Source organism: Rickettsia endosymbiont of Ceutorhynchus obstrictus, assembly GCF_964026565.1.
Classification (GTDB): Bacteria; Pseudomonadota; Alphaproteobacteria; order Rickettsiales; family Rickettsiaceae; genus Rickettsia.
In genome coordinates, this window is the sequence record NZ_OZ032162.1 from 1536426 (window position 1) to 1553459 (window position 17034).

The window sequence follows — 17034 nt, forward strand, 5'->3', positions numbered from 1 at the left end:
TAGTTTGGCGTTTTAATTAAAGATTAACTTTAATTTTGATCGTACCACTCTGAGCTTGGTATTTTTTTGCAAGGTTCAAACCGTAGTGCAAACCGTACTCCATTCTACCTTTCTTAAACTCAACGCCTGCACCCAAATCATATAGCATTTTAGTAGCTTTCGGCGTAGGCACAGTCAACGGATCGGTAAGTCCGTTAAGCTCGGCAATGATCGGCGGCGTTTTACCTTTAAAGTCGTAATTAATAAAGGCATGTACTTGCGGTCTTATTAAAAATTCTCCTTTATAGAAGGTGGTTTTAATTTCTCCGCCCGCTATTCCTTCAACCTTGTTATATTGGCGCTTCTTAATAGTTAAGTTCTGGAATGACGTACCGAATTCATGATAACCGGAGTCTTTTATTTTAGCAAGTCTAAGCCCAAACATTGGCGACAAGGTTGTTTCGTTCCATAAATAATTATATCCTCCGACTACTTGACCGCTATAAGAATAAGAGCGATATTTACCGTGAGCCGTTTCCGTGCCGTTTATTATATTACGTATCTCGTTAGTTTTGATTATACTACGTGAATACGAGGTTATACCCTCTACAAACCAATTATTTATAAAGTTATATAAACCGTATGCAGAGAACATATCCGTGTTAACCTTAGTATGATTACCGGCTTTAGCACCTTGGTAATTTAACTTAGTATCAACTTTCGTATAAGCGGCTCCAACTACTATATTATCATTTATTAAAGTATCAACCCCGATCGATCCACCTGCGGATTTTGCTTTATAACCCATAAGATTATTTTGCTGCTTTTGGGTAGCTTTACCGAAATAAGGAGCACCCCATAGACCATAAATAATTTCATTACTATCACAATCACCGGCACCGACAGCTGCCCCTCTTTTTCGAGAAACACCTTGATCTTGCTCTGAAGGTATAGTATCCGGAGCATTTTCGGCATCTCTAATTTTAGAAGTTCTATCAGAAACCTCTTTAGTACCGGCATTCGTATTACCTCTTGCTGCATCAAAGCCGTCATTGGGGTTAGTAGTTGTAGCTCCCGTACTTGCTGCGCCGGAACTTACGCCACTGCTATTGCCGCTACTGCCAATACTACTATCTTTACCTGTCTCAATAATCGGCATATTGCTACCGGAGCTACCGCCTACTCTACTATTACCGGCACTACTATTATTGGTATTTGTAGAAGAACCTCCGACGGCATTACTACCTACAGAATTTGTAGAAGCTGCCGGAATATTACTATTACCGGAACTTCCTATAGTTGCAGCTGATGGACTTGTAGCCGATGTACCGACATTATTACCGAATGGAGTATAATTACTACCACCGGGATTAACTGAACTGCCTACACTAGCCGGACCGTTTACTGATGTACTGCCGGAACCGATTGATGGAGTATAATTACTACCACCAGGAGTAACTGAACTTCCTACGCTAGCCGGACCGTTTACTGATGTACTGCCGGAACCGATTGATGGAGTATAATTACTACCACCGGGAGTAACTGAACTTCCTACGCTAGCCGGACCGTTTACTGATGTACTGCCGGAACCGATTGATGGAGTATAATTACTACCACCAGGATTAACTGAACTTCCTACGCTAGCAGGACCGTTTACTGATGTACTGCCGGAACCGATTGATGGAGTATAATTACTACCACCGGGAGTAACCGAACTTCCTACGCTAGCCGGACCATTTACTGATGTACTGCCGGAACCGATTGATGGAGTATAATTACTACCACCGGGAGTAACTGAACTTCCTACGCTAGCCGGACCATTTACTGATGTACTGCCGGAACCGATTGATGGAGTATAATTACTACCACCGGGAGTAACTGAACTTCCTACGCTAGCCGGACCGTTTACTGATGTACTGCCGGAACCGATTGATGGAGTATAATTACTACCACCGGGAGTAACTGAACTTCCTACGCTAGCCGGACCGTTTACTGATGTACTGCCGGAACCGATTGATGGAGTATAATTACTACCACCAGGAGTAACTGAACTTCCTACGCTAGCAGGACCGTTTACTGATGTACTGCCGGAGCCAATTGATGGAGTATAATTACTACCACCAGGATTAACTGAACTTCCTACGCTAGCCGGACCGTTTACTGATGTACTGCCGGAACCGATTGATGGAGTATAATTACTACCACCGGGAGTAACTGAACTTCCTACGCTAGCCGGACCGTTTACTGATGTACTGCCGGAACCGATTGATGGAGTATAATTACTACCACCGGGAGTAACTGAACTTCCTACGCTAGCCGGACCGTTTACTGATGTACTGCCGGAACCGATTGATGGAGTATAATTACTACCACCAGGAGTAACTGAACTTCCTACGCTAGCAGGACCGTTTACTGATGTACTGCCGGAGCCAATTGATGGAGTATAATTACTACCACCAGGATTAACTGAACTTCCTACGCTAGCCGGACCGTTTACTGATGTACTGCCGGAACCGATTGATGGAGTATAATTACTACCACCAGGATTAACTGAACTTCCTACGCTAGCCGGACCGTTTACTGATGTACTGCCGGAACCGATTGATGGAGTATAATTACTACCACCAGGATTAACTGAACTTCCTACGCTAGCCGGACCGTTTACTGATGTACTGCCGGAACCGATTGATGGAGTATAATTACTACCACCAGGATTAACTGAACTTCCTACGCTAGCCGGACCGTTTACTGATGTACTGCCGGAACCGATTGATGGAGTATAATTACTACCACCGGGAGTAACTGAACTTCCTACGCTAGCCGGACCGTTTACTGATGTACTGCCGGAACCGATTGATGGAGTATAATTACTACCACCGGGAGTAACTGAACTTCCTACGCTAGCCGGACCGTTTACTGATGTACCACCTGTAGAACCGCCAGGAGCTGATGGGCTATATCCGCCGGTGCCGGGACCATTTGGACCGGTACCTACTACCGCAGGACCGCTCGGCGTAAATGTACCGCCTATTACACTGCCACCAGCTGCCGGACCGGTACCTACTACTGCAGGACCGTTTGGACCTACTCCTACTACGCCACCTGTGCCGGGGCCGTTTGGACCTGTACCTACTACCGCAGGACCACTCGGCGTAAATGTGCCGCCTATTACACTGCCTCCTGTTGCCGGACCGGTACCTACTACTGCAGGACCGTTAGGATTTACTCCTACTACTCCGCCTGTACCGGGGCCGTTTGGACCGGTACCTACTACCGCAGGACCGCTCGGCGTAAATGTGCCGCCTATTACACTGCCACCAGCTGCCGGACCGGTACCTACTACCGCAGGACCGCTCGGCGTAAATGTACCGCCTATTACACTGCCACCAGCTGCCGGACCGGTACCTACTACTGCAGGACCGTTTGGACCTACTCCTACTACTCCGCCTGTACCGGGACCGTTTGGACCGGTACCTACTACCGCAGGACCGCTCGGCGTAAATGTACCGCCTATTACACTGCCACCAGCTGCCGGACCGGTACCTACTACTACAGTACCGTTTGGACCTACTCCTACTACTCCGCCGGTACCGGGACCATTTGGACCGGTACCTACTACCGCAGGACCGCTCGGCGTAAATGTACCGCCTATTACACTGCCTCCTGTTGCCGGGCCGGTACCTACTACTGCAGGACCGTTTGGACCTACTCCTACTACGCCGCCGCCGGTTACAGGAACCGATGGACTATACCCCCCAATTGGACCGATAATCGGAGTTTCCGGTATAATGAACGGATGGTTAATTTGTGTTATTTTATGTATTGTAATTGAAGGGCGTTCAATTATCGGTATTAAATGATCAACTACAACTTTTCTTTGACCGATAGGTGTATTTACTATTACGTTAGCAACTTTTGCTGCATCTGTTCCGGGAGGAGCAGTAATTATATTTTTAATTATATTATCTACAGTTATATCACCGGTAGTTTCTATAGGATAAAGTATAAAGGAACTGGCATTAATAACCCATCTTACAAACACCCCTTCATTAGCGGTAACGTTAAATGGAAGATTCGCAGCATTTCCTACGGTTATTCCATTACCTGATAATGAAGTAATTATAGGGTAAGCACTATTTGCACTTATGCTAGCCGGATTAGAAGCAGCCGTTAACAATACTTTAAGTGCAGTTACGCCGGATAAGTCAATATTTGCTCCATTTGCTATAACTATATTACCGCTATCGGTATTATTCTCTACCCCGCTATTTACTGTATCATATAAGACATTAATAGTAAGCTCACCGGTCGGAGCAGCGTTACCTGTATAGATAATTTTGTTATTACCAAGGTCAAAAGTGATATTACTACCCGATATATTACCCCCGACATTTACGCTAGCGTTATCTCCGGTAAACATCATCGTTGCTTGATCGGCAACTATGGTACTTGCTCCTAAATCCGATTGGATGAAAGCAGTTTTCTTCGGTGCAAAAGTAATATTGTTAGTACCTGTTACCGCTTTTTGTAGCCATACATCATCATCGAATTTATGACTTCCACCGTTAATCGGTGCTTGCAGCAGTACGGCATTAGTGTATTCCGCCGAAGAGTTGCTGCTGCCTTTGAAATTATCTGAAACGACTTTTGTTTTATAATTAAATTTTGTTGTTGCTCTTGGAACTTTAACGCCGCCGACGGTTGCTGCAGGTATATCTAAACTTCTACTGTTATAACCGGTAAATACAGCTGATTTACCGACATCAATAGTAATATCTTTAGCATAGGTATCCCCTTTTACCGTGCCTTTATTACTACTGAACTGAACTAGTTTAAGACTTAAATTCTCACCGCCTAAATCATCGGTAAAGCCGTTATTAGCATTAAATATTGCACTGCCTTGATTATTAGTTTTGGTTGTTATACTAGAATAGAAATCTTGGCTATCAATAGTGATTTTACCATCTACGCCGTTAAACTGAACGGTTTTAAGGTGATTTGAGTCTGAACCAAACGGCAAAGTACCTGTTGTTAAATCACCGGATATGGCGATGGTATGAAGGCGATTCGCATTAGTAGTAGCACCGCCTACTATAGCATTTTGAGATGCAAAAGTAGCAGTAACACCTTGAGGAGAGGTAAAGTCAATATTTGAGATATTTATTACATCGTTAGTAAACGTTACATCATTGCCATTTATTTGTATTGATACTGCTCCTTGGCTTCCCACAGGTTTACTATTAGTTTCAGGATTCGGACTATTAAGTATAAAATCAGGGTCTATTGGAGCTACAGCTAAAGCTACCGGTGTCCTTAAAGCATTAGGGGTAGCTAATCTTTCAAGACCTATATTTACATCATCGTTAAACTGAATAGTTGCCCCATCTATCATAAAGGCAGTATCCCCTGTAACTTTACCCTCTAAAATTAATAAACCGGTTTGTGCGGTTATAGTACCGATAGGATTATTAGCACTACCGACATCACCGCTAATACTACCACCGCTTGGGAATACTAAATCAACCGCTGTACCTCCTGTTTGGTTGACCACGCCTTCTAAGTCAGTAGGGGTAGCTTGAGCAAATAGTATTGTACCGGTTCCTATTCCTTGGATTTCGCTGATAGACATATTACCGCCGGTATTAAATCTTACTATGCTACCATCCGCACCTGCTTTTAACATTGCGAGATTCGTAACCGTCCCACCTATTATACCGTTGTCCATAAACACTACGGTACCGTTAGGTCCGCCGGTACTGGTTATATTTCCGGTAATTTGTGCGGTCCCTCCAACTTCTACTGCTGCACTGGCAAAGATTGCGGTACCTGCTTGATTTGCAAAGTCCATATTACCGGTAATACTTCCAACTCCAAATTGGGTATTGGCAGCATATGTAATATTTGAAGTTACGTTGGTAAGACCTATTTCAGCTATATTTAACAGGATTTCCGGAGTAAAAGTTTTTGCTACTATAGCAATCGCTCCTTGACCGGAAAAAGTTAACTGCTTTAATGGATGAGCCGCAGTACCAAAAGTAAACCCTCGATCATCTATTATAAGATTAGCACCTTTATTGGCAGAATTTAATTCAACTATACCACCAGTGGCTCCTGGATCAAAATCCCCTAGCAGGCTAACTATAGAATTTATACCGGAGGGTGCCGTAGACTGCAGCTTTAATATTGATGCGGGATTTGCAAAATTAACCTTAGCCGTAAGATCAAATTGGCGACCTGCCGGGAGGAGTGGTGGAACTGCTGGCGCCATCGGTGCATTAACAGCATCAAGAGCATAAGTTGCAAAACCCGTATTATCACCTATATTAATAGCACCCACTGTTGCCGAAGTAAGGCTTTGATCGGTAAATACGGAAGCAGGAGCGAGGTTAAGTATAGTTGTTTTACTAACATCGAGTTTAGTAGTACCGGCAGCTCCTGAAATTGTAACATTGCCGCTAACATTAAGCACTGCAAGTGTATTAGCACCGCCAAGTGTTTCAACGCCTGTATTACCTGCAAGGGTTAAAGTATTACCGTTACCGTTCAAATTAACTATTCCCGTATTACCGGCTCCACCGTTTAAACTATTATTAAAAGTTACCGTTTGCGCCGTGTTAGTAGTTAATCCAAATACTGAATTTGCATTACCGAATGTAATAGTGCTTCCATTTGCTTGTAGAAGATTAACCGCTCCGGCACTTGCATCGACGGTAAATATTTTACCTGCGCCTATATTAATCGTCTTTACTTTTCCGATATCTGCATTGGTAGCAATGAGCGTAGTGTTAACGGCTAAGATACCGGTATTCCCATTTGCTACTGTACTGTCAAAAGTATAATTAGCAGGATTAACGCCGCCGACAAGACCGGAAAATTCTAGGGTACCGCCGCCGACACCGAAATCAACATTACCTGTAGTAAGCGATCCTTGTAAATTTGCCGTACTTGCATTGGCAAAAGTAAGAGAAGCAGCTGATACATCTTGTTGGAAGTTAATGATCTTATTAACACCATTAACGGTAATCGTACCTATATTGCTTACTTTCCCTGTAACCGTTCCGCCTCCTAAAAATGCCAAATTACCTGCTGCCGCTGCACTATTACTAGTAACGGTTGCTAAAGTACCGGTATCATTAACAGTTACCGTACCGTCAGATCCACCAAAATCTATTGTTCCTCCAACGTTAGTAGTATCTACGGTACCTACCCCTGTAAAATTAACGGTGGTAACAACATCACCAATAAACTGTCCGCCGGATATTACTACGCTATTTGCATTTCCTGTGAAAACACCACCGGCTATTGTTGCACTACCTGTCACATTTCCCTTAAACGTACCACCGGCTACTGAGCCATTACCGTCTACAGGACCGGTAAACTGCCCGCTGCCGGCTGCAACATTACCTACAACTCCCGCATCTGCTGCACTTGCATTCAGTATACCATTCCCCATAATAGTTACATTGCCGTTTATCACTGCTGCCGCTGCCGATGTGACATTTGCACCATTATTAACTGTAAAAGTCTGAGAAAAAGAAGGCTGTGCTAAAGTGGTAACACCGTCAAAAGTAACAGTATTTAAAGCAGCTCCATTAGCACCAATAGTTCCCGTAACGCTACTATTTCCAGTGAAAGTTAAACTTCCGTTATTATTAGCTGCGGTAGTTATTGCCCCATTTACCGTTACGCCGTTATTAAGTGTAAGGACTGAAAGCCCGTTTGTTAGAGCCACAACCTTGGAAAAAACATCCTCTCCAAAACTAGCCGCACCTGCTCCTATATTTACTGCAGCTAAAGCGGCTGCATTAGCTCCGATAATACCGTTAACACTACTACCGGGATTTAATATAAGTATACCGCTATTATTATTACCGCTTGTGTTAGTTATTGCCCCGTTTACTGTTGCATTATTAAGTGTAAGGACTGAAAGTCCGTCTGTTAGTTGTACTGCATTAGCCCATACATTCGCTCCGAAAGCAGCCGCTCCTAATATATCTACTTGGGCAAGTGCAGCACCCACACCGCCTATAGTACCTGAGACACTACTCCCCGGATTAAAAGTCAATATTCCGTTATTTGCATTAGCAGTAGTTACCACTCCCGTCAATGCTACGTTATTTCCAAGAGTAAGAGCGGAGGCATTATCTGTTAGTGCTACTGTATTTGCGAATACACTTGCTCCGAAAATAACTGGATTCGCGCCGATATTTACTAAGTTTATAGCACCACCGACACCGATAGTCCCCGTAACATTTCCGCCGTCAATAGTTAATATTTCATTACCCCCGGCAGTACTGGTTACCGCTCCCTTAATACCATTTTGTACGGTTAACGTACCTGCTCCCGCGTAATTCACGGCTCCGGTCATCAAACCGCCCGCCGTGGCGGTAGCTCCGCCGCTAACAGTGAAAAGATTGGCATCAGAGGCCGCAGTTAAATTAATATCTGCTCCGTTAAAATTTACAGCCGTGAGCGCGTTCGTTGTCCCTATTACTCCGGTGACCGTAGTATTCGCTGCTAGGTTTAACTTACCGCCAACACCTACAGTACTATCTACCGTACCGTTAATTGTTGAATTAGCCGTAAGATTAAGAGCAGCGGCAGTTTGACCTTTAAAATCTATGTTACCGGTAACATTATTTACCGTAAGGTTGGTAGCAGCCGTAAAATTGATACCGGCGTTAACATTACCTAAAGTTAAAGCGCCTGTTATACCTGTAGAAATAGCATTTGCGGTGTTAATTGTTGGTACGACCGTGATATTACCCGCTCCTGCAAAGGTTATGCTATTTAAAGTATTACCCGGTCCGACAATACCTAAAGTTCCTGCGCCAGCTATTTTCAGAGTTTCACCGGTATTAATGGCAGTTATTGCAACTATACCGCTACCAGCAGCTCCCGGGTCTAAATTTCCATTTAAATTTATAGTAGTATCGCTCCCTGCCGGAGCGGAAGATTGCAGTTGTAAAACAGAGGCTGCATTAGGAAATTTTATACCTCCAGCATTCAAGTTAAAAGCACCACCTACAGCATTTTTGGCATCTAAAGCATAAGTTGCAGCATTCGCCGGCACTCCCGCTTCACCAATATTTATTGCTGCTACATTTGTGGTGCTAAGGCTGTTATCCTGAAATATAGAGCCGGCTTTCATGTTTAACGCAGCTGTTCCTGCGAGATTTAAGCCTGGCTGCGCTATAACACCACCTATAATATTTATCGCATCTAAGATATTACCTGCGCCAATGGTTTTATTTCCTGCTACTACTAAAGCACCGCCGGTTCCATTAAATGTAACGCTTCCTCCTTGCCCGCCTGTCGTATTAGTTACATTATTACCAAAAGTGAATGTCTGAGCTGCACCGGGTGCTATAATCAATTGCGAGACAGCAGTATTTATATTAATGGGACTATTAAAGGCGACATTCCCCGGAACAGTAACCGTAAGCGACCCATTACCGCCAATATTATTACCGATATTAATTGTCGCAAGTGTTCCGATATTCGCATTAGTAGCAAGAAGGTTAGTAAAAACATCTAATGTACCGTTATTACCGTTAACTATAGGACTATTAAAAGTATAAGGACCCGCCGCGCCGTTAAATTGAAGTGTACCCGCAGCATTGTTATAATTAACCCCTGCCGTTGCAGTTAACGTCCCACCAATACTCGCTATCCCGTTACTAGTAAAATTAAAGTTATTAACTGTAACATTTCCTTGTAAATCAACTGTTGTAGCGTTATCACCTTGGATATTAAATACACCGACCGGATAACTCCCCGTTGTGTTCCCTCCAATCCCGTTAAGACCGCCTACATTACCGGTAACCGTACTATTATCAGCAAAATTTATCGTACCGGTTCCACCGGCTACTGAATTAATTATATTACCGGTTACATCAACGTCATTATCTAGTATAGCGGTCGCATCTGTACCGTTAAAATCCATATTGGAAGTTATGTCGTCCTGAAATTGCGATATAGAATTTGTCGTAAATTGCACCAAACCACCTGCACCGGTATTAATAGGCGTTGTCCAAATAAGTTGAGTATCACCGATAGCGACCTTAGTACCATCCGGATTCTGAGCAATTTCAATTTTTTTAGCAAAAATATTGCCGGTAATGGTTGTTATATTAAGTCCGTCCGTAATAAAGGCTTGGAGTCTCTTAGCATTAGTACCGACATTTGCTGAAATCTCGGTAGCAGATGTCGAGACGTGAAATGATACTATACCTTGATCATCTGCTCCGCTAACTATACCCTCAGTTGCTACAAATTTGTTACTATTAATATTTTCATTACTAAAGTTAACTGCAGAATTTGCTCCTTTAAAAATGAGCTGATTAAGTGTAGGTTGTACGTCAATATCATTGGCATCATTAGTAATATATTCATACTTTACACCATTAGCAATATTAATAGTCTTAAGCGTTGCCCAAGTTATATCCCTTACGGTCAGCCCTGAATTAACATTTAAGGTAGCCGCTGCAGCATTTTCTAACGTAGTTGAATAGGTGTTTGCATTTAATTTAATTGAGTTGGTAATTGTAGGGTCACTAATGTTTAGCGCCCCTGCACCATTGGCAAAATCAATATTATTTATATAATAAGTATCGGCAGGAACGGCATTACTGTCGGCGAATGGGCTAGCAGCACCGTTCGCATCCAAAGCACCGGCGGCGACAGGCTGAGTTATACCGGCACCGGTTAAAGTTTCATTAACACCGTCAGCAATGACAAAATTTACCTTTTGTATATCGGCACCATTACCATTTACATTATTAAATAGAGCCGAAGGTACTATCTACATTACAGTTAATGATTACACCGTCACTGCCATCCGGTAAATATATTGAAGCGATCTGCCAAGGGGTAGGACCGTCAAGAGTAATAGTGTGTGCTTTATTTACTACAGTAATAGCAGAACCGTTAGCAAATGGTCCTGGTACATCGAATCCTAGACCGGTAGATAAATTAGTAGCTGCGGTAGTAGTGCTATTCACTAAAGCCGCTGGCGCCCCGAATGCGCTACCTCCTGAAAGCATCAAGGCAGCGGTGGAAAGAGCCGAGGCAGCAAACATACTTTTTTTGAATATTTTTTTCTTTAGACTTTCTTTTTGACTTGACATAACAATCTCCTATTTTTCCATTAATTTATTTTCAATTTTCTTAACTTATGTTTCGAGAGCGATATTTTTTAGCAAGCATTTATAAGAGGAACGCCTTGATGTTATTTCTAAAATATTTTTTAAGTAAAAATTCAAGACGATTTAAACAGTGATATACGCGGATTTAATACTTAAATTATTAGAAAAACTAGTTCTAAGTTATTTACCGCAACGTATTTAGTTCCCAAAAAGCAATTTTTTAAAGATTTTACTCTTTTAAATATTAATTTTACTTTCGGTTTAATTTGATTAAATAATAAAACACGACGCTAGGAAATAATTAACGATTATAAAATAAGAAAAAGTTTTTAACTGCCGATATTGTTGATATAAATAACACAAGCTTATTAGTTGAAAAACTAATAATTTATTGCTATACCGCAACAGTAAGCCTTAGTTAATCTTTATTATATTCAGTATTTAACAACTTTAGCCATACAATTAAAAGTTACATTTTTATATTAAAAAAAATTAAATTATAGTGCTTTTTAAGCAATTATTTTATAAATACAGGGGTATTTTTAAGACAATGCCTTTGCGTGGGTAGCTGCAACGTCTTGTGAGGAGGCAATGCCCGCGTGAGCAGATTAAAGCACGCTCTATGTCATTCCCGTATCCTTGTATGTCATTCCCGCTAGCCCTATGTTATTCCCGCCGCCCCCTATGTCATTCCCGCGCAGGCGGGAATCCAGAAAAATTTATAGTCATCCTGAATTTATTTCAGGATCTACTAAAAGAGATGCCGCAAACTTGTTCAGCATGACAAAGAAAAGCCTGGATTCCCGCCTGCGCGGGAATGACATAAGGGGCAGCGGGAATGACACCGAGAGCGTTTTTAACCATCCACACAACAACGCCTTTGGTCGCTCGCCATGACGTTTAGGGTATCCACGCAACAATGCCATGGTATGACACCGAAGCGTTTTGCAAAATTTTTTAAATAAAAAATTGATTTGCGCGATATTATGAGGTATATATTATTTTTATAAGAGTATTTTATATAAAATTGCTCGTAAATCTTAACTTTACAATTTTCGGGGCATAGCGCAGCCTGGTAGCGCATCTGGTTTGGGACCAGAGGGTCGGGAGTTCAAATCTCTCTGCCCCGACCATATATATAATAGATTTTTTCTTTCTATTATGTCATTCCGTGATTTATTCACGGAATCCAGTCTTTTTATTAAGGTTTTTTCTGGATACCGTGGTCAAGCCCTCTAGTGTACGAACGTTTAAATAAAGAGGTAAAAATTCTGTCATTCCGTGGCTACGACCACGGAATCCAGCTTATAATATCATAAAAAGACTCTAAAATAAGTCTAATATGGCTTTATTTTCCTGGATGCCGTGATCAAGTCACGGCATGACACAGCCTTTTTTCAACGTTCGTACAGTAGTGGGTCAAGCCACGGTATGACACCGAGGACGGTTTGGGTATCCACGCAACAACACCGCCTCATAATGACAAGGTAAAATCGATCTTGAAATACGAGCAGCATAACAATGTCTCTACTGCACGCCTCAATCCTTACCGTTTTTCCCGAAATGTTTCCGGGACCGTTAGGTTTATCTCTGGCCGGTCAAGCATTACACAAAAATATCTGGTCATATGATATTGTTAATATCAGAGATTTCGGCATAACTAAGCATAAAAATGTAGACGACGAAGCTTACGGCGGCGGCGACGGCTTAATAATGCGGCCGGATGTTTTAGGTGCTGCTATCGATTATAGCCTATCTTTAAATCCCGGCAGTAAAATCTATTATCCGTCACCAAGAGGCAAATTATTTAATCAAAGCCTTGCAAGGGAAATGATCCGGCTAAATTCAGAAAGATTTAGACAAGATGAATTTAATGGTGAGCTGGCTAGGCGTACCGGAGTATGTGAGCACAGGCGAATCCAGAAAAATTCGCTTGTATCAAGCTTTATGAATGACGCTGTACGTCAAGATAAAATAATAATTTTATGCGGTCGCTATGAAGGGATTGACGAACGCGTAATTGAAGAGTATAATATCAATGAAATTAGCGTAGGGGATTACATCCTATCCGGCGGTGAACTGCCTACTCTTACTATCCTTGATTGCTTAATTAGGCTATTACCAGGCGTTTTAATAAATCAAAACACGTTATCCTCCGAATCTTTTGAGCAGGACGGCGAGTTTGCCGGTTTATTAGAATGTGCTTTATATACCAGACCCGAAAATTGGCGAGGAAGAAAAGTACCGAGTGTTTTACTATCGGGCAACCCTCGATTAATTAATGAATGGAAATGCCGGCAATCTACTGAGGTTACCAAATTACGTCGTCCGGATTTATTAACACGGATTTAGGATAGCTTTGTTGCGTGGCTCGAATTTTTGCAAAGTGTTCGGTGTCATACCGTGGCTTGACCGGCGTTGTTGCATGGATGGTAAAAGCAGCAATATGTCATTCTAGCTAAAAGCGGGAATCTAGAAAAAACACTTAAAATAAACAAAATTATATAAAAATTTACTATATAATTCGCTTAAATATTTTCTGGATTCCCGCTTTTAGGGCGTTGTTGCATGGCTACCAGAATCGTCATTGCGAGGAGGCATTTATGCCGACGTGGCAATCCAGTTAAACATATTTTTATACTAAACTTGTTTAGTATTCTAATTAAATCCCTCATTACATTCGGGATAGCCTGGATTGCCGCAGCCACTTCGTGGCTTCGCAATGACGGGTTTTTTATTAATTTTCGAGCCATGCAACAACGCCCGCTTTTAGCTAGAATGACATCAAAAATTTGATCCATGCAACAACGCCGCCGCTGCAGGCGGCGTGGCAATCTAGGCTCTCCCGAATGTAATGAGGGATTAATTAGAATATTAAACAAGTTTAGTATAACTGGATTGCCACGTCGGGACTACGTCCCTCCTCGCCATGACGGCATTTTTTGCAACGTTTTTGATCCACATAATTTTTTACTAGGAGTTAAATAAATGAATATTATTGACCAGTTTGAACAGGAACATATTTCCCGGCTTATCGCAAATAAAAAAATTCCTGCTTTTAACGCCGGTGATACCGTTAAAGTTACCGTCAAACTAATTGATAGATCAATAGAGAAAGACGGTAAGGAAAAAATAATTGAAAGATTTCAAGCTTACGAGGGCGTAGTAATCGCTAAAAGAAATAGAGGAGTTACTTCTTCTTTTCTAGTGCGTAAAATTAGCCATGGCGAAGGCGTAGAAAGGCGCTTTATGACCTACTCGCCGATAGTACACTCTATTGACGTAGTAAAATACGGCGTGGTTCGTCGTGCTAAGCTTTATTATTTAAGACAAAGAAGCGGTAAATCAGCCAGGATTAAAGAAAGGTTTGTGCATGCTAGTAAGAACCCTAAAGCTAAAGCTGTTTAATAGAAAATAGTATTATTGGATGTATGTCATTCCTGCGAAGGCAGGAATCCAGGTTTTTCTTTGTCATGCTGAAACAAGTTTAGCATGACGAGTATTAGATTGCCGCGTCTAGGCTTAAGCACCTCCTCGCAATGACATCATACTATAATACTCACAATATTCCCTAATCGGACAAATAGCACATTCCGGTTTTCTGGCTTTACAAATATATCGCCCGTGTAATACCAACCAGTGATGGGCATGTGCCAGCCATTTCTTACCGATAATTTGCAATAATTCGGCTTCCACTTTTTCGGGACTATTACCTTTGGCAAGCCCTAGCCTTTTTGCTACTCTAAATACATGAGTATCAACGGCTATGGTTGGCTGCTGAAATAAACAATTTAATATAACATTTGCTGTTTTTCTGCCTACTCCCGGCAATTTAATTAATTCTTCAAAGCCGTGCGGTACGCGGCTGTGATAATTATTTATTAGTAGGCTACACAAAGAAATTATATTTTTTGCTTTAGCGTTAAATAACCCGATAGATTTGATATAATTTTTTAGCCCTTCTTCGCCGAGCCGTAAGACTTTCTCCGGCGTGTCGTAAACCTCGAATAAGGATTTCGTCGCTAAATTTACCGATATATCAGTAGCCTGCGCCGATAATATTACCGCTACCAATAAAGTAAAATCATTCTTATATTCTAATTCCGTTTTAGGATTTTCATTATTATCGCTTAAAATTTTAAAAATTTTATCAACCCATAATTTATCTTTTATTTGTGCTTGCATAATACGCTATTAAAATGGTAAAATTTGACTTTCAAGAATAAACCTCTTGCATAACTTGCTTCTAAAGGTAATTTGTACGTCAAGCAGATAGCTGAATCCTCACGTTACTTGCGTGTACGTTGCGGTTCTGCGCTTCGTGTTTCCTTCAAATTCCTCTTTATTAGCTACGTTATGCAAGAGGTCTAATTAAAGTTTACTAGGTTTTAAGATGACTGAAAACAAAAATTTTGCCAATAAGAATTTTGAATTTATAAAAAATGAAATAGACAATAATAATGTTGTGCTATTTATGAAAGGCACTAAAGAGTCGCCTATGTGTGGGTTTTCCGGTAGTGTGGTTGCTATTTTAGAAAAACTAGATGTAGAATTTCGCGATATTAACGTGCTTAGCGATCCGGAACTTCGGGAAGCTCTAAAAATTTTTAGCGATTGGCCGACCTTTCCACAACTATATATTAAAGGTGAATTTATCGGCGGTTGCGATATAGCCAAAGAAATGTATCAAAGCGGCGAACTTGCAGCGTTGTTAGTGAGAGTTTAAGAGATATTTTCTCGCACCTGTATTAGTAGAATGCATTTTGAGCAAACATCCCCGATGTCATTCCCGTGAAAACGGGAATCCAGGCTTTTCTTTGTCATGCTGAACTTGTTTCAGCATCTCTTGTAGTAGATCCTGAAATAAATTCAGGATGACTTTTGAATATTTTTCTGGATTCCCGCCTGCGCGGGAATGACACCGAGGGCGTTTTTAACCATCCACGCAACAACGCTTGTAGCTTCTCGCAATGACGTTTTAGGTATCCACGCAACAACACCGGCTTGACCCACTACTGTACGAACGTTGAAAAAAGGCTGTGTCATGCCGTGACTTGATCACGGCATCCAGGAAAATAAAGCCATATTAGACTTATTTTAGAATCTTTTTATGATATTATAAGCTGGACTGAAGTGGTCGTAGCCACGGAATGACAGAATTTTTACCTCTTTATTTAAACGTTCGTACAGTAGTGGGCTTGACCACGGTATGATATTGTATTTATAATAACTATAAAAAATTAAAACCAATGAATAAAAATTTAATATATCCCGAAATTAACAGTAAAGAGCTACCGCCGAAAAGACTAGCGGTATTATTGCACGGCGTCGGTTCCGACGGTCACGATTTGATAGGGCTGGTGCCGTATATCAAAGATGATTTACCGGATTGTTATTTTATTTCTCCGCATGGGGTTGAGCCTTACGATATGGCACCTTACGGGCGGCAATGGTTTAGTTTGCAAGATCGCACTCCTCATAAAATGCAAAAATTACTGGAAAATAATGTTGCGCTTCTTGCAGAGATAATTAAGCAAAAACAAGCCGAGTTAAACTTGACTAATAAAGATACTATTATTATCGGTTTTTCTCAAGGTACGATGATCGGGCTATATTTAACGCTTGCTAGCCAAGAGCCGTTTTTATGTAGTATAGGTTTTTCAGGATTACTAGTTGCACCGACTGAATGCATTAATAAATCGACTCCTATTTGCTTAATTCATGGAGAGCTTGATGAGGTAGTTAGCATTAGCGAAATGGATAATGCCGCAAAATATTTATCCAAATATCAAATACCTTATGAAAGTCATAAAATTCCCAGGCTTGCCCACTCTATTGACGCAAAAGGGCTAGAATTTGCAATTAATTTTATTAAAAAACAATAGCGTTGTTGCCTGGATTGGAAAAA

General features: G+C 41.5%; 13 protein-coding genes, 1 tRNA gene and 1 pseudogene. 8 read left to right on the top strand and 7 right to left on the bottom strand.

What is annotated here, in order from left to right:
* Window positions 1-16: 16 nt before the first annotated feature.
* Together AAGD64_RS08860 and AAGD64_RS08865 are read right to left on the bottom strand one after the other, a co-directional pair.
* A complete protein-coding gene (locus AAGD64_RS08860; protein ID WP_341793148.1) occupies window positions 17-10648 on the bottom strand; it encodes a hypothetical protein in 10632 nt (3543 codons plus the stop codon).
* A 112-nt stretch (window positions 10649-10760) separates the two neighbouring features.
* Entirely contained in the window at window positions 10761-11108 is a 348-nt protein-coding gene (locus AAGD64_RS08865; RefSeq protein WP_341793149.1) for a hypothetical protein, read from the bottom strand.
* A gap of 640 nt (window positions 11109-11748) precedes the next feature.
* On the opposite strand from AAGD64_RS08865, the gene AAGD64_RS08870 reads away from it, so the two are divergent.
* The 4 genes from AAGD64_RS08870 (at window position 11749) to AAGD64_RS08885 (ending at window position 13478) form a co-directional block, all read left to right on the top strand.
* Window positions 11749-11910, top strand: a complete 162-nt coding sequence (locus AAGD64_RS08870) for a hypothetical protein (RefSeq protein WP_341793150.1) — start codon at window positions 11749-11751, stop codon at window positions 11908-11910.
* A 272-nt stretch (window positions 11911-12182) separates the two neighbouring features.
* Window positions 12183-12259 (top strand) — tRNA-Pro (locus tag AAGD64_RS08875).
* Window positions 12260-12491: 232 nt separating this feature from the next.
* A complete protein-coding gene (locus tag AAGD64_RS08880; protein WP_341793151.1) occupies window positions 12492-12617 on the top strand; it encodes a hypothetical protein in 126 nt (41 codons plus the stop codon).
* A 30-nt stretch (window positions 12618-12647) separates the two neighbouring features.
* Entirely contained in the window at window positions 12648-13478 is an 831-nt protein-coding gene (locus AAGD64_RS08885; RefSeq protein WP_253310108.1) for a palindromic element RPE3 domain-containing protein, read from the top strand.
* A 176-nt stretch (window positions 13479-13654) separates the two neighbouring features.
* Here the strand turns inward: AAGD64_RS08885 and AAGD64_RS08890 are convergent, their stop codons facing one another.
* Window positions 13655-13927 (bottom strand): hypothetical protein, encoded by a 273-nt coding sequence (locus tag AAGD64_RS08890; protein WP_341793152.1) that lies wholly within the window; start codon window positions 13925-13927, stop codon window positions 13655-13657.
* Here AAGD64_RS08890 and AAGD64_RS08895 point away from each other — a divergent pair.
* Both AAGD64_RS08895 and rplS read left to right on the top strand, forming a co-directional pair.
* Complete coding sequence (locus tag AAGD64_RS08895; RefSeq protein WP_341793153.1) at window positions 13926-14114, top strand: hypothetical protein; 189 nt, start codon at window positions 13926-13928, stop codon at window positions 14112-14114. The genes AAGD64_RS08890 and AAGD64_RS08895 overlap by 2 nt on opposite strands.
* Window positions 14115-14534, top strand: coding sequence for a 50S ribosomal protein L19 (gene rplS, locus AAGD64_RS08900; RefSeq protein ID WP_341793154.1), 420 nt, complete (start codon window positions 14115-14117; stop codon window positions 14532-14534).
* Between the two features lie 114 nt (window positions 14535-14648).
* Here the strand turns inward: rplS and nth are convergent, their stop codons facing one another.
* Entirely contained in the window at window positions 14649-15311 is a 663-nt protein-coding gene (gene nth, locus AAGD64_RS08905) for an endonuclease III (protein WP_341793155.1), read from the bottom strand.
* A gap of 32 nt (window positions 15312-15343) precedes the next feature.
* Window positions 15344-15488: pseudogene (locus AAGD64_RS08910) on the bottom strand (palindromic element RPE1 domain-containing protein); the annotation flags it as partial.
* Window positions 15489-15519: 31 nt separating this feature from the next.
* Here AAGD64_RS08910 and grxD point away from each other — a divergent pair.
* Window positions 15520-15852 carry a Grx4 family monothiol glutaredoxin gene (gene grxD, locus AAGD64_RS08915; protein ID WP_253308431.1) on the top strand — a complete coding sequence of 111 codons (333 nt, stop codon included), beginning with the start codon at window positions 15520-15522 and terminating at the stop codon, window positions 15850-15852.
* A 143-nt stretch (window positions 15853-15995) separates the two neighbouring features.
* On the opposite strand, the gene AAGD64_RS08920 is transcribed toward grxD, so the two are convergent.
* The gene (locus AAGD64_RS08920) at window positions 15996-16172 is read right to left on the bottom strand and encodes a hypothetical protein (protein WP_341793156.1); all 177 of its coding nucleotides are present in this window, start codon (window positions 16170-16172) and stop codon (window positions 15996-15998) included.
* 51 nt (window positions 16173-16223) lie between these two features.
* Window positions 16224-16376 (bottom strand): hypothetical protein, encoded by a 153-nt coding sequence (locus AAGD64_RS08925; protein WP_341793157.1) that lies wholly within the window; start codon window positions 16374-16376, stop codon window positions 16224-16226.
* Between AAGD64_RS08925 and AAGD64_RS08930 the strand changes: the two genes are divergently transcribed.
* A complete protein-coding gene (locus AAGD64_RS08930; protein WP_341793158.1) occupies window positions 16376-17011 on the top strand; it encodes a dienelactone hydrolase family protein in 636 nt (211 codons plus the stop codon). The genes AAGD64_RS08925 and AAGD64_RS08930 overlap by 1 nt on opposite strands.
* Window positions 17012-17034: the final 23 nt, after the last annotated feature.